Genomic DNA, 24,638 nt, shown 5'->3' on the forward strand with positions numbered 1-24,638 from the left:
GCTTTCACCGATCCCATCGACACGTGCGCCGACGCCGGCACGGTCACCGCGAACGGCACGCACGTCGGCACCTACGCAGGCGACGACGCCGTGCTCTTCTCGGGGTCCTCGGCCGGGGTCCGGGCGAGGGAGGCGCGGGTGCCGCCGACGATGATGTCTGTGCCGTCGGACAGCCGGACGTGCAGGGCGTTGACGACGAGACCGCGTCCGTCGCCGTAGACCCGCTGCTCGTTGAGAGTGACCGTGCCGCGCTGCGGGAGGCTGATGATGGTGTTCGGTGCCGGGTGGGCGGCGACCGTGGTGTTGCCCACGCGAGCCCCGGTGAAGGTGGTCGTGCCGGTGGCGGAGACCGTGTCCAGAGCCGTGGGTGCGGTAGCGGTGGCCGTGGCGGTTGCCTTGTCCGCGCTGATCGCGCCACCGAGGAGATGTAGTCCGTTCACGGTGGCGGTGGACGTGGCCGTACGGGCACTACCGGAGCCTGCGGTGCCCGCCGCGTGGGTCGTGGCGGAGGTGAACGAGGCGATGGAGGAGCCGACATGGGTGCTGCCGAGCTGGGCGCTGTCGGTGGCCGGGTCCTCGGTGCAGGCGACATCCGAAGGGGCCAGTGGCGCTGCCGGGGTGGCTGTCACGGCCTGGGCGTGCGCGTCCATGAGCAGCGCCACGAACGTCACCGAGGAGCAGCCGGGCGGGTCGACGCCGTGCCGGGCGGTGGTCGCCGTGGCGCACAGGGTGTACGTGCCGCTGCGGGCCGAGGTCACCCGGATCGTGATGGTGCAGGACTCCTGACCGGCGGCGAGGTCCCCGCCGGCGGTGAGGCCGTGCCCATCGGGGTCGACGGCTACCGTGCCGGAGGAGCAGTTGGTGGTGGCGGAGCCGGGTTCGGTGATGAGCCCGGCCGGTATCTGCTCAGTAAAGGACCAGCCGCGCTTCGCCGCCCTCTCGGTGGTGTTGGTGACGGTGAAGGTCAGCGTGGTCGGATCGCCCGCGCCCACCGGGTCGCGAGCGAAGGCCGTACTGAGCTGCGGGGTGGCGTCCATGATCCGGAGGTTGTCGATCGCGCCGTCGTTGCCGGTCCCGCTGGCCTGCGCGTTGACCATGCGGACCCCGGCCGAGGACCCCGAGAAGAGCACGGCGTCGTCGCCTGCGTAGGTGCCGACGTGCGTGCCGTTCGCGGTGACCGTGCCGGCGTCGGCGCACGTGTCGATGGGATCGGTGAAAGCCGGGACGACCCGCTGCCCGTCGAGCAGGGAGAACTCCAGGAGCGGATGCGCGGCGAAGCAGTTGACGGCCGCCGCGTCCACCGAGAAGGTCAGGAAGCGGCCGGCCGACGCCACAGGCACCGGCTGCACCGTCTCCAGTTGCGTCTTCCCGGCCCCCGGATCCCCCGCGGTGTATGCGGTGACGGCGTGGTTGCCGATCGGGTCGGCCCCGGCCCATTCGGCCAGCGCCGACGCCATGGCCTGCTGAGAGGGCCAAGTGGTCCCGCAGCCACTTCCGGCCGGGGCGGTGGGGGAGTCGGCCGCTGAGACCAGCCAGCCGTTGCAGGCGGTCAGCCAAGCCGGGTCGGCGGTGTACGTCTCGGCGAGAGGCGGAGCCCCGGTGTACGCGGTCAGCGGGCGGGGAGCGCCCGGGGCGTTCTCGAACCCCTCCTCGAAGAGCACGGTCGCCGGCCGGGGCGCAGGCGCGTCGGCGGCCGCGACCGGATGAGCGCCGACGCCCGGGGAGGGCGCGGACACGGCTGAAGTCCCGGTGCGTGCAGGTGTGTCCGTTGCGGCGGCCGCGGGCAGTGCGGCGGCGAATGCCGTCGCGAACGCCGCGCCGGTTGCCACGGCGGCGCGCAGCAACGGTACGGCACGGCGTGGCCGATCCGGTAAGTGTCTGTGCACGTCTTCCCCTCCTCGACTCGTTCCGCGGACCGCGACCGCGGTTCGCGGCACGTCCCTCGTCGGGCGACGCGGGACGCCCGACGGCCGCGTCCGGACCCGAAGGCGATGCGCGGCCGCGAAACGGTAGTCAGTCTGTCCGCCGCGCCCGGACCCGGCAGCGGCGCACACAGGAGGGCAGGGCAGCGCACGCCGGGCGCAGGCATCCTCACACCCTCCCTGGTACGCCGAGGTGCGTCGCCTGCGCGGCCCCGGGTCTGCAGGTCGGCGTCCAGCACTGCCGGGCAGCCCGCTGTCCGGCGACCCGCTCATCTACGACCGGGCCTTCTGCGGAGCCGGAAAAGGCTCCTCGGTCGCCCTGAGGTACGGGCCCCGCCGGAGTCCCCGGACCATGCGGGGCAGGCACGCGTCGAGCGCCACGACACGGATGCTGTCGAATAGAGCTGGGCAAATGATGGCGGCGGGACCGGACCGGTCGCGGTCGCAGCGTTGGATCAGGCAGTGTCTATGGAATCTGCGTGGGGACAAGGAAGAGCGCGTCGGTTCAGCATTTGTTGGCAGCGGGTCCAGTGGGCGCAGCATGTTGGCCCCGGTGGTTCGCGTGCGCGGGTTGTCTTGGGCTGATGGGCCCCGTGGCTCTTTGTCAACGAGGACGGAGGTTCGGGCATTGTTCGAGGGCTTTGAGACCGGGCGGATGGAGGTTGGCGAAGCATCGAATTTCCTTCGCTATGGCGAGGGAGGGGCCGCCGGTGGTGCTGCTGCGCGGCCACCCCAGGACATCGGCGACCTGGCATCGTGTCGCCCTGCTCCTGGTCCGGCGCGGTTTCACTGTGGTCTGTCCCGATCTCCGGGGTTACGGCCGGTCCACCGGGCCGGCGCCTGCCGCAGACCACGCCGGGCACTCCAAGCGGACTGTCGCCGGTGACGTGGTCGAGGTGATGCGATCCCTAGGCCATGACCGGTTCTTGCTCGCGGGGCACGACCGCGGAGGCAGTGTCGCGCTGCGTCTGGCGCTCGATCATCCAGACGCGGTTTCGCGGGTGGCTCTGCTGGACTGTCTGCCCGTCACCGAGCACCTGTCCCGCATCACGGCTGCGTTCGCCGCGCAGTGGTGGCACTGGTTCTTCATCGCTCACCCAGAGATTCCCGAGCGGGTCATCAACGCCGGTCCGGACAGCTGGTACCGCGGCGATCCACTGAGCATGGGACATGAGAACTACGAGGAGTAGGGCGCGGCCACGAGGAACCCCGACGTGGCGCGGGCGATGCGGGAGGACTACGGGCCGGCCTCACCGTCGATCGGCGGCGCGAGGAGAAGGACAGCGTGACAGGGACGAGGATCCGGTGCCCGGCACTGATCCTCTGGTCACTCCGGGACGACCTTGAGGAGCTGTACGGGGACCCGGTGAAGATCTGGCAGAAGTGAACACCGGACCTACGAGGCCACGGCATCGACTCCGGGCACCACATGGCCGAACAGGCTCCAGTGGCGATCGCATCCTCCCTTGCAGAGTTCTTCGCTGAGCAACCTGCCTGAATGGCTGGATCGTTGGCAATCAGGATGCCGAGGTTGTGGTAGTTCGCGATCCGGATCCGCCAGTCAGTGTCTGCCGGCGGAAAGGGCTGGGGCGGAGGAGCGGGGCGGGGATCCGGTCCTGGTCGGCATCGTCGATGAAACGAAAGGCTCCACGAATGTGCAGGTCAGGCGGATCGCCACGCACGGGCCGCGGCCTTGCCGAGGTACACGGTGTGTTTGCCGTGGTGGGCGGGGGCGTCTTCAGCCGGCTGCCGGTAGGTGATCGTGCCGTGGGAGACCTGGTACAGGACGACCGTCACGCCGACGGCGACGAAGCCGGGTCCGTTCAAGGCTCTACAGGTTTGCGAAGAGCCCGTCGAGCGGGGGCGGCGTCCGGTCCGGTGCGAGGGCCTCGACAAGGAGACGGCCGTAGCGGATCTTGCGGCCCTTCTTCGTGCCGAGGAAGCGCCTCACCTGCTGCTGCCGGGGCCGGCCCTGCTGCGCAGGCTGACGCTGGAAGGACTGCCAGGCACGAAGCTCGCCCTCAGCGCGGAAGATGTCCACGACTTCCGCCGCGCCGAGCGCCCGGACAAGTTCGTCCTCAAGATCCGCGCTGCATACGTAAAGGTCCGTGAGCGCAGCCTGCGACCGCGTCAGGCCACGCTCGTAGAAGCCCTTCTCCCGCTCATCGCAAAGTCCTGTCAGACGCAGACCGAGACCGGGAGGCCCGAGAAGCCTGGCATAGCGGCTGACGTTCATCGCCCCGCCCATGGGCACGACCCACACCCCCTCGGCGGCCAGGTCCCGGCCATGCCGAACTGCCAGCGCCTCGACGGCCGCGAGATCGCTGAGCCCTTCAAGGAGCACCGCGGTGTCCACCCTCAGCTCTTCGGCCAGGTGGCGCACAGGCCCCGGAGGGCCGCCCGTCGCCCAGTCGGTGACCGCGTCCTGCAACATCCTGGTGTCTGCCACGGGGTGAGTCTGCAACATCCACCGGTGACATAGCACGGGATATATCCCTGGCTGCGGATTTGACTTCTCACCTCTTGACCTGGTCCTCGGTGTGAGGCAGACGAGTCGCTCGCACTTGACCGCCCGAGCGGTCGTTCGCGTTGCCCGGACCATCGCGCGTCATTCTAAAGCTGCGCGGCACCGTCCGGTCTCCTGCCCGCATCCGGACGTCCAGGCGCGGTCGCATGGTGAGCGGCCGAGCCTGGCCCCGGCCTCTGGCTTGTCGGACGCCTCCGGTACCGGCATCCCGTTGTTCACCGGCAGGAACCAGGCTTCGCGCCGCCGCTTCGCCGTACCCGACCACACCGTGCTGGCCAGCGGAGTGGTGATCCTCACCTACAACTCCAACTGAAGCAACTGCTACGGCTTTCGCACTTGTGGCCGTTTCGCATCCTTCGGTGGATGCGTCGACCGCCCGGGAGACCGGAGGGGTTCGGTGAAACCGCCGTCGCCCGTGCGCCGTCTCCTCTAGCCTGACCAGTTGTTTGTGCGCCTGCGGGCGAATGGTGGCGAAGGAGGACGTGCCTGTGCGGGCCCTGCGGGCGGACGACCCAGTACGCGTGGCGGACTACCGGCTGCTCGGACGGCTCGGCGAGGGCGGGATGGGCGTGGTGTATCTCGCCCGGTCCCCGCGCAGCCGCATGGTGGCGGTCAAGTCCATCCGGCTCGAACTCGCGGCGCTGCCGGACTTCCGGCTCCGGTTCGCCGAGGAAGTTGCCATCGCCCAACGCGTGGGCGGCGACTGGACGGCCGCTGTGCTCGACGCCGACCCGCACGCCGAGCGGCCCTGGGTCGCCACCGCGTACGTCCCGGGCCCCACCCTCGCCGAGGTGGTGGCCCGTCACGGGCCGCTGCCGGAGCGCTCGGTACGCGGGCTGGCATCCGGTCTCTGCGACGCGCTGGCCGACATCCACGCGGCCGGGCTCGTCCACCGCGACCTGAAGCCCTCCAACGTCATGATCACCATCGACGGCCCCAAGGTGATCGACTTCGGGATCGTCCGGGCCCTGGACGGCCCGACCCACGGTGGTCTGACCTCCACCGGCGTGGTCGTCGGCTCCCCGGGCTTCATGGCACCCGAGCAGGTACGCGGCGAACGGCTCACCACCGCCTGCGACATCTTCTCGCTGGGCTCGGTCCTCGCCTTCGCCGCCGCCGGCCGTCTGCCCTTCGACACCGCCGAGGGGCGCCCGCACGCCCTCATGTACCGCGTGGTGCACGAGGAACCCGACCTCACCGGTATTCCGGAGGCCCTGCTCCCGCTGATCGGCGACTGCCTCGCCAAGGACCCGGAGGCCAGGCCGTCGCTCGCCACGCTCCGGACACGTGAGGAGACGCAGTTCCGGCATCTCGGCCCCTGGCTCCCCGCGCCGGTCCTGGCCAGGCTCGGGCAGGATGCGGCCCAGCTGCTGGAGCACGAGGATCCCGGCACCGTTCTGACGGGGGAGGGCGGCCCGCCCCCGGCACAGCCGCCCGAGGACGAGATCGGGACCGTTCCGGCCCAGCGCCCCGCCGTCCCTGCCACCGCCCCCGTCACCGCTCGGGCCGAACCGGAGCCGCGGCGTGGGACGTCACCACGCACCTTGGCCGAGGAGCGCAACGGGCGCAACGGCCCAGCCCCGTCCACGGTGGCCGTGTACGTCACCCTCGCCCTGTTCGGGCTGGCGGCGCTGGGCGCCACGATCACCCAGCTGAACCTGCTGGGTGACACCGTTTCGAGCGCCTGGTCGATGGACGAGGAAACGGCCTACCCCTGGGGTTACATTCAGACGGGGGCGGCGGTCGGCTTCATCATCGCCTGGCTGATCTGGTGCGCGAAAACGCGTTCCACCGCCGAGGAGTTCGCCCCCGGACGGCTGCGATACGGGCCCAGACTTGCCGTCCTCTCGTGGTTCATCCCCCTGGGTAACGTCTACCTGCCCAAGCAGATCGCGAACGACGTCTGGCATGCTTCCAGCCCGACCGCCCTGGGCGGTGCCATGGCACCGGCGACCCGGCTCCACGTCTGGTGGGGATGCGCGGTCTTCGCGATCGTGACATCGCCGCTGTACTGGTACTTCGCGGCGTACGAGTGGGCCGACAACGACAATTTCACCCAACACGACAACGGGGCGGAGTTCCTGAGCGACTCCTATGACAGCTGGTACACGTACGACATGGCAGAGGGCGCATGGCTGGGCCTCGTCCTCCGCATCCTCGTGCTCCCCGCCGTCGTGGCGACCGCCCTGTACGTGTCCCGGCTGACCGCGATGCAGCAGGCGCGTCGCACCAGCTGACACCAGTACCGCTTAGGGCTTGCCGGGAAACAAGTCGTGGCTTCCAGGCGTGGGGCTCGTTGTTCTGGTATGGGGAGACCGGAGGGGATCGAGGCCGTTCTGGCGGCGAAGTTCCAGGTGTTGTTGCCGCATCTGGACGAGCGTCAGCGTCGGCTGGCCATAGGCGCGGAAGCGCTGTCGCTCGGGCATGGCGGGATCAGGATCGTCGCCGCTGCAGCCGGGGTCCGGGAGGCCGCGGTCTCACGCGGGGTGGCTGAACTGGATTCCGGTCAGGCCCCGTTGGGGCGGGTGCGTCATCCCGGTGGAGGGCGAAAGAAGGCGGCCGAGCTGGACCCTGGGCTGCGGCCGGCACTGCTGGCGCTGGTCGAGCCCGACGAGCGGGGCGACCCGGTGTCGCCGCTGCGCTGGACGACGAAGTCGACCCGGAAACTGGCCGCGGAGCTCACCCGCCAGGGGCACCGGATCTCCGTCGCCGGCTTGCTGCGCGAGGAAGGCTTCAGCCTGCAGGCCAACACCAAGACCATCGAAGGCACTCAGCACCCCGACCGGACGCCCAGTTCCACTACCTCAACGAGCAGGCACGAGACCACAGGGACTCCGGTGACCCGGTGATCAGCGTGGACAGCAAGAAGAAGGAACTGATTGGCGACTACAAAAACGCCGGGCACGAATGGCAACCCACAGGACAGCCCGTGAGGGTCGAGACACACGACTTCCCCGGCCAGGCCGAGAAGGCGATTACGTACGGAATCTACGACATGACGGCGAACACCGGTTGGGTCAGCATCGGCACTGATCACGACACCGCGGCGTTCGCCGTCGCCTCGACCCGCCGCTGGTGGCAGGCCCGCGGCCGACACGACTACCCCAGCGCCCGCCGGCTGCTGATCACCGCCGAAGGCGGCGGCTCCAACAGCTACCGCACCCGCGGCTGGAAGACCCAACTCGCCGATTTGGCTGCCGAGACCGGCCTTGAGGTCACGGTGTGTCACCTGCCACCCGGCACCTCGAAGTGGAACAAGATCGAGCACCGGCTGTTCTCCCACATCACCATGAACTGGCGAGGCAGGCCCCTGACCAGCCACGAAGTCATGCTCCAGACCATCGCAGCGACCACCAGCCGCACTGGCCTGACGGTCCAGGCTGAACTCGACAGCGGTGAGTACCCCACCGGCATCCGCGTCAGCGACGACGAGATCGCCGCCCTGCCCATCACCCGCCACCGCTTCCATGGCGACTGGAACTACACCCTCCACCCCCAGCGCCCGGCGGACGCGGCGACCACCGCCAGCACACCGGACGAGGCCCTGACGAACAGACCGGCCCGCCTCACGCGGCGTTCACTCCAGGACCCGGCTACTCACCGGGATGACCCACCGGCAGCTCAACGAACTCATCGACGTGCCGACTCCAGCGATGGACGTTCAACGCGAGCAAGTGCTCCGCACCCGCAGAGGCCACGAGCGCCTGGTGGCCCCTGGCACGGGAGCCAAACCCAAGCTCTCCTCAGCCGTCCGGGTCCTGGCCACCGTGCTCCACCTGCGAAAACTCGCGACCATGGCCCTCCTGGGCCAGCTCTTCAACACCACCGCCATGACCATCAGCCGCGCAGCGGAAGACGTCCGCCCGCTCCTGCAAGCCCACGGCATTCACATCCCCGCCTCGACCGCCCGCTTCCGCACACCGACTGACATTGCGAAGTTCCTCGACCTCGACGAAAACAAGATCAAACCGACGTATTGATTTCCAGCAAGCCCTAAGCAGGGTTCACTTGATGCTTCCGGCCTTCGGCCGGCGCACCTACTGCTTCCGGTCCTGTCACCTCGCCGCTACCCCACTGCGCTGCCGATGCGGAGCACCGCTGTGATGCCCTCGTCGGTGTCAGCGACGAGGGTGAGCTTCTTGAGGTCCAGACGGACCAGCCGGTCGCCGTATTCAAGTCTCAGAGCTCGGACGTGGCCAGTCATCTTGCCGCTGAGGTAACTGAGGCCGACGCCGAAGCAGCCCGCCGATCCTCCACGGTCGATCTCGGCATGCCGGCCTTCGCGGAGGTTGGCAGCCGCACCACCATCACAACGTCGACGGACCGGCACCGTCCCTGAAAATTCGTGGTCGTCACAAAGCTGACTGGCTACGCTCCAGCCCATGCGAACCGTGTTCGTGTTTCCTACAGGTGAGCGAGCTGAGACCGTTGCCTCGCTCGATCGGTACCTGCCCAAGCAGCGCAATCCGTGGACTCTGGACGGCAACCTCTACATCGACATCGAAGATGAGCAGACCGGCTACCTCTTCTCCGACTGGGATCCCGAGGATGTGGCGATCCTCGAAGCGGCCGTCGGACATCACCCCACTTGGGCGGTGCAGATCGACATCTCCGGGCGGATCGACGGCACCACAGAGGTTCACCGAATGATCGCGCTGCTGCTTGAGCATGGAGGCGTGGCAACGGACGACTACACCCCCCACCCTTGGACCTTGCCGGAAATCCTGTCTGGAGCGGTGGACGGCCTGCGGTTCTTCGACTTCCGCGGCTACCGCGAACTCACCCGCGAAGACGAGCGTTTCTGACTCGATCACCTCACCAGCGCAAGTTCAGAGAAGCCTGCGTTCGATGTCCGATGCTCCGCGTCGACCCACCTCAGCAGCGACGCCTAACTTGATCTTTAACCTGTGCGGCGCGGACGTGGGGTCGTCGACTTCTTCGTTCGTCGCTTTGTGGAGCCGGGTTTCCGACGGTGTGCACGTCGTAGCGTGCGGTGGGCTGGCTGTTCTTGCGGCCGGGCGGCCGTCCTGGACCGGGCTGCGTCCATTTCGGTGCTCCGGCTGGGCAGGCGGCCTTCGGGCGGAGGTGCCGAAAGTCGCGGCGGACTCGTGCGGGGGTGAGTTTGTCGGGCGGAGTCGGCTTCTCCCACGGCCGGCGGAGGTCTGCCGCCAGTGGGCGGGAGAGTCGGAGCTGGGTGAAAACTGCGAGGATCAGCCAGGTCCAGCGGTCTGCGGCTTCAGGGATGCGGATCTTCGGGCAGGTCCAGCCCAGGGTCTGCTCGAACAGACGGAAGGTGTGCTCGATATCGAATCGCCGCAGAAACGCCTGCCACAGACGGTCGACCTGGACCATGGTGGCGTCGGTGCCTGACCACCACAGCCAGACCGGCTTGGGTGTCGCGCCGCTGGGCAGGTGCTCGACCTGCAGGCGGATCACCGTGCCTTCGATGATCGGCAGCGCGCCTAGGCAGTTTCGTTTGGATCAGCCGATCGCTGGTTCAGGTGTGCCGTTGACCGACGCGCAGTGGGCGCGGATTGAGCCATTACTTCCGGACCGGACGCCGAAGCGGGGTGGCCGGTGGCGGAATCACCGTGAGGTGATCGATGCCATCGCCTTCAAGTTCCAGAGTGGATCGCAGTGGGTCCACCTTCCGGAGAAGTACGCCAACTGGCGCGGCGTCTACAACCGGCTGCGGATGTGGTCCGTCGACGGAACGTGGGAGCGGGTGTTCACCACGCTGATGGCTCAGGCCGACGCGGAGGAGAACCTGAACTGGGCGGTCTCGGTGGACTCCACGATCGTGCGGGCGCACCAGCATGCGGCTGGGGCCCGCAAAAAGGGGCACCAGTTGACGAACCTGCCGACCACGCCATCGGGCGGTCCCGTGGGGGGCTGACCACGAAGATTCACCTCGCAGCCGATGGACACTGTCGGCCTCTCGCCTTCGTTCTTACCGCCGGACAAGCCGGCGACGCGCCCGCGTTCTCCGACGTAATGGCCCGAGTGCGCGTTCCCCGACGCCGTGGACGGCCCCGGACCAGGCCGGACGTGGTTCTGGCGGATAAGGCGTACTCCTCCCGTGCGATTCGCGAGCACCTCCGCAAGCGTGGCATCCGGGCAGTGATCCCTACCCCGGCAGCTGGGCGGTCCAGGCCGAGCGGTGGGTCAGTCTCGGGTGGAGCCGGTCCCATGCCCGTGCGACGGCGGTGCCGTAGAGACGTGTCGCGGTCACTGTCTGTGCGTCGGGAGTGTTCCAGGAGTCCGGGTCACCGAAGACGAACTCCCCGCCGTGGCGTGGTGGCCGGCCGCGGACACCGGGCTCACGCGAGGGGACGGCGCGTCGCAGGACGCGGTCCGAGCGCATTCGGCCCAGCACCTGCACCGGAAGATCCTTCAGGAGGAAGGCCAGGCGGGGAACGCCGTAGCCGGCGTCCACGACGATGAGGATCTCGCAATCGCCCTCCGTCCACTGCCTGGCATCGATCAGCCGCTCGACGAGCTCGCGTGCCTGCCTGGCGGTGACGGTAGCGGCGTCGTCACCCGGCGCCAGACGTAGTGCGTCCAGCGGCGCGGTCCAGGAATTGCGGCCCGTCTCAAGTGCGCAGATCACCGAGTAGGGCCAGCCGGGAACGAGAATGTGCTGGTCCTTGCCCCGGCCGTAGGTGTGGCACAGGATCCGCTGCGGTGAGGTGTGCGCGCTGGGCCGCAGCCAGCAGGTGAGGTCGGCGGCCAGGACCAGTCGTCCGTCCGCCGTCCGCGGCAGAGGCACCGTGGCCAGGGCCCGTCGCAGTCGGGCCACATCGACCCGGCCTGCGGACAGGGCGTCGTAGAGCCCGCCGTGCCCGCGTCGGTGTTCACCGACCAGCGACAGTTCCACCAGCGACCGGACCGGACCGTCCGCGCACAACACCGCGTCTGCGAGTTCGAACAGCGCGTCCGCACGCCGGGTCAGGCAGGAATAGAACTCACCCCGGAAGCGTGACAGTCCCGCAAACGGATCCTGCCGGACGACGTGATGCGACAGACTCATCCTCACGGCCTTCGTGCTGAGCTTGTGTGTTCCTTGGTCGGATCACATGCTCAGCCGAAGGTCGGCTGCTCGTACGGCACTTACCAGCCCGAGTGATCAAGTACGACGAACTGTTCGACCTACGAGGTTCGCGATTGAGACACTGGGCTACTCGGAGCGCCACCAGCCCTGTCCGAGGTGCCAGTCCCTCACCCAGTCTAGGAAGCCGACTCCAAGTTCTCCGGAAGAAGAATAGGGTGTGGCGCATCCGTCCCTGAGCCACCACACCTTGCCGCGCTGCGGGCCAGTCACCACCAACGTCCAGTAGTCGCCGGATTGATCACTGCCCAGCAGCACGGAGCCGTGCTGGTAGATCTCGTGCAGCAGCCCCGAGTGGAGGGCGTGGTCGTAGTACTCGTACTCCCACTGCCACTCCTCTACAAGCGGGAAAGGCCGGTCGAGCTTGCGTAGGGCGGTGCCGTCGAACGGCTGAGGACTCATCCAACAGTCAGCTTCCCAACTGACCCAGCTGTCGGACTTTGCTCCCAGGGGCAAAAGACCGCCCTCGTACATGGGGCCCTCGTTCGTTCCGTTCGCAATCTCGGCCACGAAGGTGCGATACGGCTCCGGCAACACGACCCGTTCCTGGTCCTCCCACGATCGAAGCCCCTCCCAGCCCAGCGGCCGTCGACGGGTCTCTGCCACGAAGGCATCACTTAGCAGGGCTATCGCACTCGAGATCGCATCTTCCACGCCCCACAGATATCACCAGCAACCGACATAAGGTCCTGAGCACAGCGCAGTAGGTTAAAGATCAAGCTAAAGGCTGTCCCGTAACTCAGAATCAGGGTCGGCGGGTCACCGCAGACAGTTCGGCTTGTCCAGTACGCCCGACTCGCGGCTCTGACTGGAGCCGGGCCAAGCGGGTAAGAACGACACTGGTAGGCGGTAGTGGAGGTACGGGACAGCCCCTAGAAGAGATCAACCGCAACCTCGGTGACCGCATCGAGGAAGCCCGCGCCAACGGCTGACTCGGCGAGGTCCACGGACTCCAGATCACCCTGGACGCCGCTCGAAACAAGCTCGCCTCGCTCGACCGCCTCACCCGGCACAGAGCCCACGACATCGCTGTAGTAAACCGCGGCTGCCGCGGCGGGGGTCAACCTGTCGTCCCCGATCAGCCACTCGTATACATCGGAAAGCGCCCCATAACCAGCCACCGCGATAACCTCCATCACTCGACGACACGCGGGCGGGACCGCGCTGCGACTCGGACCTTGCGCCTCGCACTGTTCCAGGCCGTGTCAGCGAAGCATTGAGCAGGACCTAACCACCTCCGGCCGCTGAGACTTCACCGGATTTCATGGGAAACCGCGGCAGGCCGCACCGACGTAGGTCCCCACTTCACCAGCGCCCCATCGGCCACGATGGGGACAACGAACCCTTCTCAAGCTGCGGTGCCTGACCAGGACCTCACGGCTGCCGGGCCCGCCCCGCGTGTCGGCGGCTCATGACCGACTACGCATCAGCGCGAGCCGGTTGCCGTACGCCTGCACCGCCGACTTGAGCTTGCCGGTGGAGCCCGAGGTGAAGTGCGGTACGGCGATGTGGCCCTCGTCGCACTCCGTGTCGACGAGTTCCGGCTCGGCGTCCGCGAGGGCCTCGGCATAGCCGGGCCGAGATCGCTCGGGCCGTCATAGCCGAGAACGGTCTTCACCCCCGTGCCGGGCACCGCCACGCGGACGATGTCCAGAGGCGCGGCATCCGTCAGGAGGACAGACGCGTCGGACTCGGCGAGCAGAGAAGCCACCTCGGCGGCACCGAGCCTGGCGTTGACCGACACCAGAGCCGGGCCGGTCTTGAAGAGGGCCACCTCCGTGACGACGAGTTCGGCCCGGTTGGCCGCGCGGTCGCCCCGGGTTCGCACCGGCGCGAGGGCGAGATCGATGGGCGTCGGTAGGGGGTTTTGGAGGTGCGCGATCAGAGCGTCGCTGTCGTGGAGAGTAGTGGGTGAGGGTGACGCCGCCTCAGTTACGTGAGCTCCTGAGTAGCAGCAGCAGGAACTTTCCGGTGAGGCGTTTCGTTGCCCCTGAGCTCATCCACGTTGCTACCTTTGGGAGTCTCGTGCCCGAAACCACGCCCGCCGCCTCCACTTTTGCCTCCGCACTCCCGACGCCCAGCGCGCAGGCGGAACGACTCATCGAACTGGGGGTGCACGAGCTGGCACGGCTACCTGCCACCGAGCTTCGCACCTTCGCGGCAGCCGCCGAAACCCACACCAGCGACGAAGACGTTCTACTCGCCCTTCACCCGGACCACGCACCCGCCTCCGCCCTGGCGCCGCTGCTCCGCCGTGACGGCAAGGAGGGCTTTGTCGTCACCGACATGGCGGACGTCGACCGCTTCGCCCCACTCGAGACGCTTGCGCTGCCCGGCACTCCGCTCTACCTCCTCACCGGCCTCGACCGTGGCGACCAGATGGCCAACTGGAGCCCGGAAGAGGCGCTCCCCGCCATCACCGCAGGTGCCCGAACCCCCTTGCTGCTCACCGAAGGCATCCATTGGGTGCTGCAGCAGCCGACCGTCCTCGAACGCAACCACTGCTTCATGACCATCGGCGCTCGCCTGCGCAAAGACAACGGCGCACTCGACGCCCGCACGCCGGCACTCTGGATCAGCAACGGCACCGGCCGCGATGGCCGCGAGCGCCGCAACGCCCCGAAGGTCGGCTGGTGCTGGGCGAACAACCGACACACCTGGCTGGGCATCGCTTCCACGACGGGCCGCAGAACCCACAACCCGTAGAAGTACCTCGCAACCCCGGAGCGCGCGGTGGTCGGTGCCGGAGCTCCACACGGTGGAGGCGCGAGGGCTGCACGGTTCAAGGGGGACCGCTGCCGGCCGGCTCCACGTTGAGGGCTCCGGTCGTGGCCTGTGTGGCATGTCGGTAACAGTCGCGAGGAGCATGATGTTGCCCTGTAGCCGCAACGGCTGCCGGGCCCGGCAGGACTCCGGTGCGAAGGCCGCAGTCGGCACCACTCCCACGGTGATCCCCGACGTCGGCTACCGCGGCACCGGGCCTGACCATCCCGCACTACCGCCGGCACAAGAACGAAGAACTACCAGCCTGCAAGGAGGACCACAACGCCTCCCAACGCATGATCCGCGCCCGCGTCGAGCACACCCTCGCCCACGTGAAAAGCTGGAAGATCCTGCGCGACTGCCGACTCAAAGGCGACGGCGTCCACACGCCATGCTCGGCATGGCACGCCTTCACAACCTCACTGGATGATGCCGGAGGTCATTCACGGGATACAACGTCGAGCGGCCCGGAACGGCAGGACGGCTCAGCAGGTGCGGCCGGTGTACCAGGCGCCGTCGATGTCGGAGCTGGAGCCGAGCCAGGTCACGCCAGGCACCACGCACCGTTCACTGTTGGGCCCCCAGTCGTCGACCTCGATGACGATGTGCGAGCCGTCCGAGGTGCAGTGGTTGTAGTAGGCGTCGGAGGCGGTCTCGTAAAAGCCGCAGGGATTGGCCGCCGCAGGACCGGCGCTCAGGGTGACGGCGCCGACAGAGGCCAGGGCCAGCGCGAGGGAGGCAAGGAAGCTGTTCACGACACGACGAGTTGACAAGGCGAGCTCCGTTCAGTAGGGGGATCGTCGACCGAACTGCTGCCGTTCGTCGATCCGCTGACAATGCGAGGCCCAGGCTCACAGCTGCGGGAAGCCGTTTTGATCAACGAAGGCCCCCATTCACCCGGCGAATCGATTCACTGCTGCGCCGATCAGTTGATCTCTGCTGGTTCACGGACGGCGTCACTGGACGGCTGCACGTGGCGCGGCCGGGCGGACCCGGCGACCGTGGTCCGCGAGTGGCCCGATGACGTCCTCGCGATCCGCCCCTGCTCCGGCGGGGTGAACGCGGGGCATGTCCTGGTGCTGCTCCGCGTCCACATTGCCGACGCCGGGGCCGACCTCGAGGTCACCGCCTCGGTCATGCGCCGCGCCGCTGAGCTGATGGCCGAGCACCCCGCCGCGAGTTTGATCACCAGCAAGGAGAGCCCGGCGACACAGACCGTCGTCCATCTGCACATCCACGTGCTTCCCCGCACCGACGGCGACGCGCTGCCACTGCCCTGGACCCCGCAAGCACGTTGCTACTGAACGGGTCCCGGTGCGACGGGTTTCCGGAACCCGTGACGCTGCGCCGCACCTCGCTGTTCGCCTCCGCGCTCATCACCGGGGGCGTCGGACCCTGGATGCCGTACCAGATGTTCGGCTGCGCCTTCGTCGGCATGCTCGCCGGCCCCGCCGTGCTTACGACGTTCCGCCGCGCCGCCCGCCGCGCCCCGGCCCGCTTCACCCCAACTTCCGTCGGTGGACGGTCCCGTCCTGCCACGTTGACCGCGCGCCAGCCGGGAGCCAGCACACTCAGCGTCGCCGAATCGAAGACTTCTCCCGTCAGGCGGAAGCGACTGTGTCGAGCCGGCCCTCCTTCGCCTCGGTGACGAGGTCGGCGAACTGAGCCGTACTCATCTGTACGTGCTGGCCGAAGTCGTCGGTGATGACGACGCGGCGGTCCTCGCTCGCGGTGGGGTCGACGTAGAGCTGGGGGCAGCCGCAGCGCAGTTCCCGCAGAACGTGGCGAGGGGTTCGAGTGAGCTGAGGTCGAGGGCCTGCTTGTCGGATGACATCGGGTGCACCTTCCGTCGGGGCGGCCTTCTGCGCGGCGGCCTTGGACAGGGCGGACATACCCACACACGGGCGGTGCCAGACAGACGGGGCGCTTGTGTCATCCCTCCGCGTAACGGGGGAACTGCGGACAGTTCGCATCCGACTATCGGAGGGGGTGCGTCTTCGCTCCCGTGGTGCCGGGGCCTGCCCATACAGAGGCGGCCCCGGCACCTGCGTCAGGCGGCCCGAGTGAGCGGCTCCGGTTCACCGCCTTGCAGTTGTGCGGTCAGGACGGTGCGTGCGCGGGCGACCCGGGAGCGGACGGTGCCGACCGGGCATCCCGTCAGACGGGCGGCCTCGGCATAGGAAAGCCCGAGCATCTGCGTGAGGACGAATGCCTGCCGGCGTTCACGGGGAAGTGCTGCCAGGAGTTGTTGGAGGGCGACGCCGTCCTCGAATCCGGGCAGTCCGGTCGGCTGAGCGCGCTCGACGGTCGCGCACCAGTCGTCGGTATCCGCGAGCAGCGGGCGTGCCGCGGCCCGGCGGAAGTCGTCGACGACGGCGCGGCGGGCGATGGTCAGGAGCCAGGTGCGGGCCGAGGAGCGGCCTTCGAAGCGGTGCAGCGTACGCAGCGCTCGCAGGAACGTGTCCTGCGCTAGGTCCTCCGCCGACTGCGGGTCGGCGGAGAGGTGGGCGACGTACCGCACGACATCGCGGTGCAGACACCGGATGAAGGCGTCGGCGGCCTCACGGTCCCCGCTTCGGGCTGCCAGCGCCCAGGCGGTCGCGACGGCGTCGTCGGCCGTTCTGTCGCGTGGGACGGAGGCGCGCTGTGGCGCGCGCGGGATGGGCAGGGTGGTGTTCATCGCCAGGGATGTCCTTCACGGATCGGTCCGGCGCCGGACGTCCGGTCCGCGCGCACGCCGCAGCTGAGGCGTGAGGCAGCGCTGACGGAACGGTCCGGGTTTCCGGTGAATGGGGCGCCCGGTCCCTACGGGGCCGGGTGTGCCGGAGGACTTCCGCCGCATGCGGATGCGGCTGGGCGCCGGTCGGCGACCGGTCGCAAGCCTGCTTCTACGTCCTCCGGAATGCCTGCCGCGTCCTCACGACGCGGCGGCCACCCCGGGCGGGCCCCGCCGGTCCCGAGCCCGTGCGCACCGCAGCCCTCGGGTCGGCCGGTCGCTCAGGCCCCGCCGGGCTCGCAGACGGCGTCGCGGGGGCGGCAAGGGCGCTGTAAGCCAAGGATGGAGTGGCGCCAGCAGCCGGGCCGCGAAGGCACGCAGCACCTGGAAGGCGGCGCGCTCGCCCCGGGCCAGCCAGATTCCGCAGACGAGCGCGGCCAGAACGTGCGCGGCCAGCATCCCGGTCGATGACATTCCGGCCATGTGGTGGCCCGCATGCGCCATGGGACCCGAGCTCATCGCTCCCACGGCGGGGGCATGCCCCATGCCCGCCATGTGATCCATACCGGCCATGTGGTGCATGCCTGCCATCGCGTCGCCCATGGGTGCGTGGTGCATGCCCGCCATGTGGTCCATGCCGCTCATGGCCGCGGTCGGCGCCCAGCCGGTGCCGGCTGTGCCCGGCGCGGACTGCACGGCGGCGAAGGCGTTGTGCAGCACGCCCTGGGTCGCGACCGCTACGGCGGTGACGAGCCAAGGACCGCGCTCGCGTCCGGCGACCAACCAGCCGGGGACCGCGAGCGCGAGGAAGCCCGCGCCCAGTACCCAGAAAGGGAGCGGTGCCTCGGACATCAGGACGTGTCCGGTCGCGGCAAGGGTGACGGAGACGACGGCGAACATCGCCGCCCTCACCGCGCGTCCGACCGGTCCGGCCTCCATGGCGCCTCATCCTCCCATCGCGGGGGCCCGCGCGACATGGGCGGGTGTCCGGCTTGCCGCCCATGCCCGACATCTCACTGCTGGCGTGCGGTGTCGGCGTATGCCGTGCGCGGGGGAAGTGGTGCGGGTCATGGCGCTACGGGCGGGGAGGAAGGTTCTTCTCGGTGCCGGGCCGCACCACGACGGCGTTGACCCGCAAGGGCTTCCCGTGGGCGAAATGGAGGGTGAACGACACCACTTCACCGGGGCGCAACGGACTCTTCGGCCGGACGGTCACGTCGTTCCCGTGCGGGTTCATGGTGAGCCCGTCCCGCGCGGGGACGAGGACGGAGTCGACGCGCTGCCGGTAGGCACCGTTGGACGACGTCATCCGGTGTCCGCTGAGTGCGGGCGGTTCGGTGGTGTCGGGCGAGGTGACGCGTACGAGCCGGGCTGCGGAGCCCCCGTCGTTGGTGAGGGTGAAGAACGCGGCCGTCTCCGGTGTGGAGCCGAACGACCGGTAGACGTACGCCCGGGTGACGCCCACGTGCGGAGGGCCTCCGGCGCGTCCACTCGCGGTCCAGGCACCGAGCCCCGCGAGCGCGAGGCCGGAGGCGAGGACGGGAACGCCGACGGCGGTGAGCGACGTGCGCAGGCGCGCTTCGACAAGGGTCATCAGAAGGTCACCCGCGAGGTGGGGCGCCGGCGCGCGGCAGCCGGCGTCGGCTGCCAGCGGCGCAGACGGAGACTCCCGAGAACGACGAGAACGGAGCTCAGGGACATCGCGGCGGCGGCGAGCATCGGGTTGAGCAGGCCGACCATGGCGAGCGGAAGGGTGATGACGTTGTAGCCGAAGGCCCACAGCAGGTTGCCCCGGATGGTGGCGAGGGTGGCGCGGGCCAGACGCACGGCGTCCGCCAAGGCATCGATGTCGTCGCGGACGAGGGTGACATCGGCGGCGCCGATGGCGACGTCCGTGCCGGTTCCCATGGCGATGCCCAGGTCGGCTCCGGCGAGTGCCGCCGCGTCGTTGACGCCGTCCCCGACGACGGCGACCCGCCTGCCCCGCGCGCGCAGTGAACGGACGAGTTCGGCCTTGCCCTGGGGGGTGCAGCGGGAGTGGGTCTCGTGGATGCCGAGCGCGTCGGCCACGGCTCTCGCGGGTTCCTCCCGGTCCCCGGTGGCGAGGACGGGGTGAATGCCGAGCCGTCGCAGCCGGTCGACGGCGTGGTAGCTGCCGGGGCGTACGACGTCGCCGAGGGCCAGGACGGCCTCGGGCTGCCCGTCGACGCGGACCAGGACCGGGGTGTGGGCGGCTTCCAGTGCGGTGGTGAGGGCCGCGTCCAGCTCCGGGGGCAGCTCTCCCTCGGGTGCGGCGACCTCTACGAGCCGTCCGTCCACGTGTCCGCGTACACCGTTTCCGGGCAGCGCGGCGAACTCGCGGAGCACCCCGGGGCGTACGGATCCTTCGGGCAGTGTGCGCTCGCCGTGCCGGACGAGGGCCCGGCCCAGTGGGTGCTCGGAGCCGGTCTCGAGGATGGCCGCGAGCCGCAACGCCTCGTGCGCGCCGATGCCTTCGGGGCGTGCGGTGAGGGAGGCGACGGTGAGATGACCGGAGGTCAGGGTCCCCGTCTTGTCGAGCACGACGGTGTCGATCCGCCGGAGCGCTTCCAGGGCCTGGGGGCCTTTGACCAGGATGCCGAGCTGGGCACCCCTGCCCGTGGCTGCCATGAGCGCGGTGGGGGTCGCGAGGCCGAGCGCGCAGGGGCAGGCGACCACCAGGACCGCGACGCAGGCGGTGACGGCCGGCTGCGGGTCCGCGCCCGCTCCGAGCCAGAAGCCGAGGACGGTGACCGCGAGGGTGAGCACGATGGGTACGAAGACCCCGGCCACGGTGTCCGCGAGCCGCTGGGCACGGGCCTTCCCGGCCTGGGCTTCGGTGACGAGAGCTGTGATGCGGGCCAGCTGGGTGTCGGCACCGACGGCCGTCGCACGTACGAGCAGCAGTCCGCCGACGTTGACCGAGCCGCCCGTGACAGCGGAGCCCGCCTCGACCTCGACGGGCCGCGTCTCACCGGTCACGAGGGACAGATCCACGGCGGACGCTCCCTCCACCACCTCGCCGTCGGTCGCGACACGTTCCCCCGGCCTCACGAGGAAGACCTGCCCGGTGACCAAGCTCGCTGCAGGAACGGTCCGTTCGGTCTTCCCGTCGCGCACCGTCACCTCCTTCACGCCGAGTTGGGCGAGGGCGCGCAGGGCGGCCGAGGTGCCGCGCCGGGCCCGGGCCTCCAGGTGGCGGCCGAGGAGCACGAAGAGCGGGACGCCGACCGCCGCTTCGAGGTAGACGTGCGCCATTCCGTCGGAGGCCGTCGGCAGCAGCGTGAAGGACATCCGCATGCCGGGAGTGCCGGCGCTGCCGAGGAAGAGCGCGTACGTGGACCAGCCGAAGGAGGCGAGGACGCCGAGCGAGACGAGCGTGTCCATCGTGGCCGTACCGTGCCGCAGCCCCTGCCAGGCCCGTTCGTGGAAGGGCCACGCGCCCCAGGCCGCGACGGGAGCGGCGAGGACGAAGCACAGCCACTGCCAGTTCCGGAACTGGAGCGAGGGCCCCATGGACAGGACGAGAACGGGGAGGGCGAGAAGCGCGGTCACGACGAGCCGTTGCGTTTGCCCGGATCCGGTCTCCTCGCTCGGCCCCTCCCCGGCCGAGGAGCGGGGTTCAGGAAGGCGCGCGGTGTACCCCCCGCTCTCGACGGCCGCGACGAGCACGTCCGTACCGAGGTCCGCCGGATGCTCGACACGCGCCGTGCCGGTGGCCAGGTTGACGGTTGCGCGCACGCCTTCCAGGGCGCCGAGCTTCTTCTCCACCCTGCGCACGCAGGCCGCACACGTCATCCCGCCGACCAGCAGGTCCGTCGTGATGAGCGTGGGCGGGGCGGCTTCCCGGCCCATCAGTGGTCCATCCCGCTCATGCCGCCCATGTCGTGCGGGCCCGGTTCGTCCGGCTGCGTGACTCCGCGCATATCGGGGGCGACGGGGCCGGCGAGGCGGCCGGCCCCGTACGAGACGGCGAACAGCGCGGACAGCAGGAGCACGAAGCCCCCGAGCAGTGCGTACGGGGCAGGAGACGGACGCCGTTGGGTGCGGGGCGTCACCGAGTGGTCCATGGGGCAGGCTCCGGGCGAGAGTAGTGCGAGTCGTACGCACCAGTGGTCGGCCGCCCCGGGCCGCGAGTTCCCCCAGACCCGGGTGGCGTGCGTCACGTATCGGCCATTCGCCCGACTCCTCACACCATGAGGGCGAACATCACCGCCATGCCCAGCGCCATCAGCCCGTGACACCCCAGGTCCCACGCAGCGTGTGCCGCCCCGCCCGATGACACGTCGCCGGTCACGCGGGGCGCCGCGCGGCCGGTGTCGAAGCCCTTCGCGAGCCACCCCAGCGCGAGGGCGAGCAGGAGGAGCGCGAGCAGACACGCGCTCCAGCGGTCGCCGGTCCCGCTGAGCGTCATCGTCGCGAGCGCTCCGGGTGCGGACATGTCCATCCCCGGCATGTCGTGCGCCTGACCGGCGCCCGCCGCCCCCATGGACATGCCGGACGACATCGCGGCGGCCATCCATGCCATCGCGCCGGTCATCAGAGCGTGCGGCAGCGCGCCGGCGAAGGCTCGCCCCCGCGGTTCGGGGCCCGCGGGCAGAGCGAGGGCGGCCACCACGAACCAGACCGCGGCGGCGGAGAAGAAGACCACCTGCGGGGAAGCGGGCAGATCCATGCCCCAGGACCAGGCCATCGCGAACATGGCCAGCGCCATCACCGCGTGCAGCCCGTGCGCGAGCCGTGTGCTCCACGCATGCGAACGGGCCGCGAACGCGCGCCACAGACCGTAGGCGGCCAGTGCGCAGAAGAGCAGCGTCAGAATCCAGCGCAGCCCGGTGGCGGCGATCATCGGGCCATCTCCTTCGGCTTCTCGGTCTGTGCTTCCGTGTGCGTGCGCCCGCGTCGGCGCAGTTGGGCGATTGCCAGGTCCGCGAGCAGGAAGCAGACCAGAGGCAGCCCGAACAGCGGCAGGTAGTAGGCGACGACGGCGGTCACGACGACGAGCGGGGCCATGACCCTGCCCGGAACCCGCCGCCACGCCCCCCGCGCCGGCGGCCGGCCGAGCCGTGTCCCGCCGCCTCGGGTCGGGCGGCGCAGCCACCACATGCGGTAGCCCCAGAAGAGCATCCCGATGAGCGCGAGGGCGATGACCGCGAGAGCGATCTGGTTGGCGAGGCCGAAGAGCAGGCCCATGTGGGCGTCGATGCCCCAGCGGGTGAGTTGGGCGAGGACGGGGAAGTCGTCGAAGACGAGCTTGTCCGTGACCTTGCCGGTGGTGGGGTCGATGGCCACCGAGTCCTGCTGCTCCGGCCAGTGCCGGGTGTTCTCCTTGACGACGTACGCGCTCCCGCCGCCTGCGGGCGGACTGATGACGAGCTTGCCGCGCAGCCCTTCGGCACGGGCGATGCGGACAGCCCCGTCGAGATCGACCTGCGAGGCGGAAGTGCCGGGCGCGGGCTGCTTCGAGCCCGCCGCGCCCAGGGTCGAGGAGACGGACGGTGTCGCCCCGCCCAGCGAGTCCTGGATCTTGCCGATGTTCACGCCCGCGTGCGCGGACCACGTCAGTCCCGTCGCCGAGAGAGCCAAGAAGCCCGCCGACACCCACAAGCCCACGGCCCCGTGCCAGGACAGCGTGCGCTTGCGCCCCTTGGGGCTTCGGCGCGGCACGAACCACTTGCGCAGGCGCTCGCGGCCGCGTGGGGCTCCCAGCCACAGAGCGAGTCCGCCCAGCACCTCGACCCACAGCCAGCTCGCGGCGATCTCGCTGTAGTTGCGGCCGAACTCTCCCAGGTGCAGCGTGCGGTGCAGGCTGTCGAACCACGCCCGTACGGGCAGCCACTCGCCGAACGTGCGCAGCGTCCCGCGCACCTGCGCGTCGTACGGATCGACGAAGGCGGTCTGCGTGTAGCCCTCGGGCAGTCCCTCGACGTTGAACGTCACCCTCGTCGTATCGCTGTCCCCCGCCCCCTTGGTGACGGATACGAGCTGCCCGCCGGGTATCGCCTCGCGGGCGGCGTCCACCTGGGCGGCGAGCGGCTTCGGCTCGCCACGCGGAGTGACCTTCAGTTCGTGGTGGTAGACGACAGACTCGATCTGCGGCGTCGCCGTGTAGAGCAGCCCGGTCACGGCGGCTACGAGCAGAAATGGGCCGATGAGGATGCCCGCGTAGAAGTGCAGGCGAAGCAGGAGGGGCCGCAGACCGCTCCAGGCTCCGCCGCCGTTTCTCGGCATGGGTGTGGCGAAGTCCCCGGGCGGGGCGGCTTCCTCGGTCTGGCGTTGCCGGAGCGGTGGGGACGCGGCAGGCGTGGTCTCGGTCATCGGCTCTTCCTCATGCGTGGACCGGTGGGGACGGTGACGTGCACGTACAGGAGTCGGACCGAAGGGCGCGCGAGTTCCCGCAGTCGAAGTGTGTTGTGCATCACAGGCGTTGAGGGCTCGGGCAGGCGGGATACCCGCGCGTCGACGGGAACTTCCTCGCCCTGGCCCTCGACTCCTGCAACAGCGCCCCAAGGCGCCCCCACTTCATCGCCGAGGAGAACCTTCATGCCGACACCCAGGCCGGCAGCCGTCGCACTCGCCGCCTTCTTGTGTCTCACCGCCGGCTGTTCCGGGACGACCGGTTCGGACGTGGCCGGCGCAGCCGAGAATTCCACTGACGCGGCATCGCAGGGCACGTATCCCGTCACGCTCAGGAACTGCGGGACCGACCAGAGCTTCGACCACGCGCCCAGCCGGGTCGTCGTCATGAACGGGGCATCGGTCGCCGAGGTGTCGACGCTGCTGGCCTTGGGCCAGGGCGACCGGATCGTTTCCAACCAGCAGACCTACGGAATGTCCGAAGTCCCCGGACGCGCGCGGAAGATCGCGGATCTTCCCACGGGCGGCGTGAAGCCGAACGAAGCCTTCGACATCCCACGCGAGGCCATGATCGGTCTGCGGCCCGACTTCGTTCTCTCCACCACGTCGTACGGCTTCGATGCCAAGAACGGGTTCGCCACCCGCGAGCAGCTCAAGGAGATCGGGGCTCGCACCTATGTCTCACCCGAGGGCTGCGGACAGGACAACCTGAACATGACGATCGACGACAGCTACACCCTGCTGCGCGACATGGGCAAGGTGTTCGGCGTCGCGGAGAAGGCGGAGAAGCTCGTCGCCACCGAACGGCAGAACATCGCCGCCGTGGCCGCCAAGGTCCGCAACGCGAAGAAGCCGAAGGTCATGGTCATCTTCTCCAACATGACCATGGGCGGGAACGACTTCAGCTCCGTCGCGGCACATGGCATCTACAACGACATCCTCGCCGAAGCCGGGGGCAGCAACGCCTTCGCGAGCGCGTCGAAGTCCTCCTTCGCCGACCTCAGCAAGGAGAAGGTCGCCGCCACCGACGTGGACGCCCTCGTGGTCGTCAGCTACAACGACCCGGACCCGACGGCATACGCGAAGAAGCTGCTCAAGGAGTTCCCCCAGTGGCCCGCAGCCAAGAAGAACACATTCGTGGTGCTGTCCGACTCGATGTACCTCGGCCCCAGCAACGACGTGGCGGTCGAGAAGATCGCCCGGATGCTGCACCCCGACGCCTTCTGA

General features: G+C 69.4%; 18 protein-coding genes and 9 pseudogenes. 10 read left to right on the top strand and 17 right to left on the bottom strand.

The window, feature by feature from the left end; genetic code table 11:
* Positions 1-71 precede the first annotated feature (71 nt).
* Positions 72-1,736 carry a choice-of-anchor P family protein gene (locus EAO73_RS26930; protein ID WP_147974180.1) on the bottom strand — a complete coding sequence of 555 codons (1,665 nt, stop codon included), beginning with the start codon at positions 1,734-1,736 and terminating at the stop codon, positions 72-74.
* A gap of 814 nt (positions 1,737-2,550) precedes the next feature.
* On the opposite strand from EAO73_RS26930, the pseudogene EAO73_RS26935 reads away from it, so the two are divergent.
* A pseudogene (locus EAO73_RS26935) lies at positions 2,551-3,420 on the top strand (alpha/beta fold hydrolase).
* Between the two features lie 164 nt (positions 3,421-3,584).
* Here the strand turns inward: EAO73_RS26935 and EAO73_RS36115 are convergent.
* The gene (locus EAO73_RS36115; RefSeq protein ID WP_191134237.1) at positions 3,585-3,749 is read right to left on the bottom strand and encodes a hypothetical protein; all 165 of its coding nucleotides are present in this window, start codon (positions 3,747-3,749) and stop codon (positions 3,585-3,587) included.
* Between the two features lie 4 nt (positions 3,750-3,753).
* Entirely contained in the window at positions 3,754-4,356 is a 603-nt protein-coding gene (locus tag EAO73_RS26940) for a TOPRIM nucleotidyl transferase/hydrolase domain-containing protein (RefSeq protein WP_412075453.1), read from the bottom strand.
* A 575-nt stretch (positions 4,357-4,931) separates the two neighbouring features.
* Here EAO73_RS26940 and EAO73_RS26945 point away from each other — a divergent pair.
* Together EAO73_RS26945 and EAO73_RS26950 are read left to right on the top strand one after the other, a co-directional pair.
* Positions 4,932-6,686, top strand: a complete 1,755-nt coding sequence (locus EAO73_RS26945; protein ID WP_412075338.1) for a protein kinase domain-containing protein — start codon at positions 4,932-4,934, stop codon at positions 6,684-6,686.
* 69 nt (positions 6,687-6,755) lie between these two features.
* A pseudogene (locus EAO73_RS26950) lies at positions 6,756-8,377 on the top strand (ISAzo13 family transposase).
* 138 nt (positions 8,378-8,515) lie between these two features.
* Here the strand turns inward: EAO73_RS26950 and EAO73_RS36120 are convergent.
* Complete coding sequence (locus EAO73_RS36120) at positions 8,516-8,833, bottom strand: hypothetical protein (protein ID WP_191134238.1); 318 nt, start codon at positions 8,831-8,833, stop codon at positions 8,516-8,518.
* Between EAO73_RS36120 and EAO73_RS26960 the strand changes: the two genes are divergently transcribed.
* Complete coding sequence (locus EAO73_RS26960; RefSeq protein ID WP_147974183.1) at positions 8,832-9,254, top strand: hypothetical protein; 423 nt, start codon at positions 8,832-8,834, stop codon at positions 9,252-9,254. The genes EAO73_RS36120 and EAO73_RS26960 overlap by 2 nt on opposite strands.
* Before the next feature lie 95 nt (positions 9,255-9,349).
* Here the strand turns inward: EAO73_RS26960 and EAO73_RS26965 are convergent.
* A pseudogene (locus tag EAO73_RS26965) lies at positions 9,350-9,912 on the bottom strand (transposase); the annotation flags it as partial.
* Between the two features lie 40 nt (positions 9,913-9,952).
* On the opposite strand from EAO73_RS26965, the pseudogene EAO73_RS26970 reads away from it, so the two are divergent.
* A pseudogene (locus EAO73_RS26970) lies at positions 9,953-10,587 on the top strand (IS5 family transposase); the annotation flags it as partial.
* A gap of 4 nt (positions 10,588-10,591) precedes the next feature.
* Here the strand turns inward: EAO73_RS26970 and EAO73_RS26980 are convergent.
* From EAO73_RS26980 to EAO73_RS26995, 3 genes and pseudogenes are all read right to left on the bottom strand, one after another.
* Positions 10,592-11,479 (bottom strand): annotated as a pseudogene (locus EAO73_RS26980) (transposase); the annotation flags it as partial.
* Between the two features lie 147 nt (positions 11,480-11,626).
* Complete coding sequence (locus EAO73_RS26985; RefSeq protein ID WP_147974185.1) at positions 11,627-11,959, bottom strand: hypothetical protein; 333 nt, start codon at positions 11,957-11,959, stop codon at positions 11,627-11,629.
* A gap of 596 nt (positions 11,960-12,555) precedes the next feature.
* Positions 12,556-12,693: pseudogene (locus EAO73_RS26995) on the bottom strand (SAM-dependent methyltransferase); the annotation flags it as partial.
* Between the two features lie 889 nt (positions 12,694-13,582).
* On the opposite strand from EAO73_RS26995, the gene EAO73_RS27005 reads away from it, so the two are divergent.
* Together EAO73_RS27005 and EAO73_RS36770 are read left to right on the top strand one after the other, a co-directional pair.
* Positions 13,583-14,263 carry a DUF5701 family protein gene (locus EAO73_RS27005; protein WP_147974186.1) on the top strand — a complete coding sequence of 227 codons (681 nt, stop codon included), beginning with the start codon at positions 13,583-13,585 and terminating at the stop codon, positions 14,261-14,263.
* Positions 14,264-14,438: 175 nt separating this feature from the next.
* Positions 14,439-14,750: pseudogene (locus EAO73_RS36770) on the top strand (transposase family protein); the annotation flags it as partial.
* Between the two features lie 55 nt (positions 14,751-14,805).
* Here the strand turns inward: EAO73_RS36770 and EAO73_RS36125 are convergent.
* Positions 14,806-15,093 carry a DUF6355 family natural product biosynthesis protein gene (locus EAO73_RS36125; protein WP_191134239.1) on the bottom strand — a complete coding sequence of 96 codons (288 nt, stop codon included), beginning with the start codon at positions 15,091-15,093 and terminating at the stop codon, positions 14,806-14,808.
* Positions 15,094-15,192: 99 nt separating this feature from the next.
* On the opposite strand from EAO73_RS36125, the gene EAO73_RS27020 reads away from it, so the two are divergent.
* Both EAO73_RS27020 and EAO73_RS37380 read left to right on the top strand, forming a co-directional pair.
* Positions 15,193-15,624: an HIT family protein gene (locus EAO73_RS27020; RefSeq protein ID WP_224756468.1), complete on the top strand. Its 432-nt coding sequence runs from the start codon at positions 15,193-15,195 to the stop codon at positions 15,622-15,624.
* Positions 15,625-15,659: 35 nt separating this feature from the next.
* Positions 15,660-15,794: pseudogene (locus EAO73_RS37380) on the top strand (ECF transporter S component); the annotation flags it as partial.
* Positions 15,795-15,921: 127 nt separating this feature from the next.
* Here the strand turns inward: EAO73_RS37380 and EAO73_RS36130 are convergent.
* From EAO73_RS36130 to EAO73_RS27065, 8 genes and pseudogenes are all read right to left on the bottom strand, one after another.
* Positions 15,922-16,154 (bottom strand): annotated as a pseudogene (locus tag EAO73_RS36130) (hypothetical protein).
* Positions 16,155-16,370: 216 nt separating this feature from the next.
* On the bottom strand, positions 16,371-17,000 hold the full coding sequence (locus tag EAO73_RS27035; protein WP_147974189.1) for a sigma-70 family RNA polymerase sigma factor: 630 nt from the start codon (positions 16,998-17,000) through the stop codon (positions 16,371-16,373).
* Positions 17,001-17,237: 237 nt separating this feature from the next.
* Complete coding sequence (locus EAO73_RS27040) at positions 17,238-17,975, bottom strand: hypothetical protein (RefSeq protein ID WP_147974190.1); 738 nt, start codon at positions 17,973-17,975, stop codon at positions 17,238-17,240.
* A 136-nt stretch (positions 17,976-18,111) separates the two neighbouring features.
* On the bottom strand, positions 18,112-18,630 hold the full coding sequence (locus tag EAO73_RS27045) for a copper chaperone PCu(A)C (RefSeq protein WP_224756469.1): 519 nt from the start codon (positions 18,628-18,630) through the stop codon (positions 18,112-18,114).
* A complete protein-coding gene (locus tag EAO73_RS27050; RefSeq protein ID WP_147974191.1) occupies positions 18,630-20,909 on the bottom strand; it encodes a heavy metal translocating P-type ATPase in 2,280 nt (759 codons plus the stop codon). Before EAO73_RS27050 ends, EAO73_RS27045 begins: the two co-directional genes overlap by 1 nt.
* On the bottom strand, positions 20,909-21,124 hold the full coding sequence (locus EAO73_RS27055) for a hypothetical protein (RefSeq protein ID WP_147974192.1): 216 nt from the start codon (positions 21,122-21,124) through the stop codon (positions 20,909-20,911). The genes EAO73_RS27050 and EAO73_RS27055 overlap by 1 nt, the downstream gene beginning before the upstream one ends.
* 119 nt (positions 21,125-21,243) lie before the next feature.
* On the bottom strand, positions 21,244-21,903 hold the full coding sequence (locus EAO73_RS27060) for a DUF5134 domain-containing protein (RefSeq protein ID WP_147974193.1): 660 nt from the start codon (positions 21,901-21,903) through the stop codon (positions 21,244-21,246).
* Positions 21,900-23,372, bottom strand: coding sequence for a PepSY-associated TM helix domain-containing protein (locus EAO73_RS27065; protein ID WP_147974194.1), 1,473 nt, complete (start codon positions 23,370-23,372; stop codon positions 21,900-21,902). Before EAO73_RS27065 ends, EAO73_RS27060 begins: the two co-directional genes overlap by 4 nt.
* Positions 23,373-23,597: 225 nt before the next feature.
* Between EAO73_RS27065 and EAO73_RS27070 the strand changes: the two genes are divergently transcribed.
* Positions 23,598-24,638 (top strand): ABC transporter substrate-binding protein, encoded by a 1,041-nt coding sequence (locus EAO73_RS27070; RefSeq protein WP_147974195.1) that lies wholly within the window; start codon positions 23,598-23,600, stop codon positions 24,636-24,638.

It is taken from the genome of Streptomyces sp. col6 (genome assembly GCF_008042035.1).
GTDB lineage: Bacteria > Actinomycetota > Actinomycetes > Streptomycetales > Streptomycetaceae > Streptomyces.

What these genes read in the sequence shown, in the direction of transcription:
- EAO73_RS26940 (WP_412075453.1), bottom strand. Translation starts at nt 4,356, where the DNA reads ATGTTGCAGGACGCGGTCACCGACTGGGCGACGGGCGGCCCTCCGGGG.
- EAO73_RS26960 (WP_147974183.1), top strand. Translation starts at nt 8,832, where the DNA reads ATGCGAACCGTGTTCGTGTTTCCTACAGGTGAGCGAGCTGAGACCGTT.
- EAO73_RS36120 (WP_191134238.1), bottom strand. Translation starts at nt 8,833, where the DNA reads ATGGGCTGGAGCGTAGCCAGTCAGCTTTGTGACGACCACGAATTTTCA.
- EAO73_RS26985 (WP_147974185.1), bottom strand. Translation starts at nt 11,959, where the DNA reads ATGAGTCCTCAGCCGTTCGACGGCACCGCCCTACGCAAGCTCGACCGG.
- EAO73_RS27035 (WP_147974189.1), bottom strand. Translation starts at nt 17,000, where the DNA reads ATGAACACCACCCTGCCCATCCCGCGCGCGCCACAGCGCGCCTCCGTC.
- EAO73_RS27040 (WP_147974190.1), bottom strand. Translation starts at nt 17,975, where the DNA reads ATGGAGGCCGGACCGGTCGGACGCGCGGTGAGGGCGGCGATGTTCGCC.
- EAO73_RS27045 (WP_224756469.1), bottom strand. Translation starts at nt 18,630, where the DNA reads ATGACCCTTGTCGAAGCGCGCCTGCGCACGTCGCTCACCGCCGTCGGC.
- EAO73_RS27050 (WP_147974191.1), bottom strand. Translation starts at nt 20,909, where the DNA reads ATGGGCCGGGAAGCCGCCCCGCCCACGCTCATCACGACGGACCTGCTG.
- EAO73_RS27055 (WP_147974192.1), bottom strand. Translation starts at nt 21,124, where the DNA reads ATGGACCACTCGGTGACGCCCCGCACCCAACGGCGTCCGTCTCCTGCC.
- EAO73_RS27060 (WP_147974193.1), bottom strand. Translation starts at nt 21,903, where the DNA reads ATGATCGCCGCCACCGGGCTGCGCTGGATTCTGACGCTGCTCTTCTGC.
- EAO73_RS27065 (WP_147974194.1), bottom strand. Translation starts at nt 23,372, where the DNA reads ATGACCGAGACCACGCCTGCCGCGTCCCCACCGCTCCGGCAACGCCAG.
- EAO73_RS27070 (WP_147974195.1), top strand. Translation starts at nt 23,598, where the DNA reads ATGCCGACACCCAGGCCGGCAGCCGTCGCACTCGCCGCCTTCTTGTGT.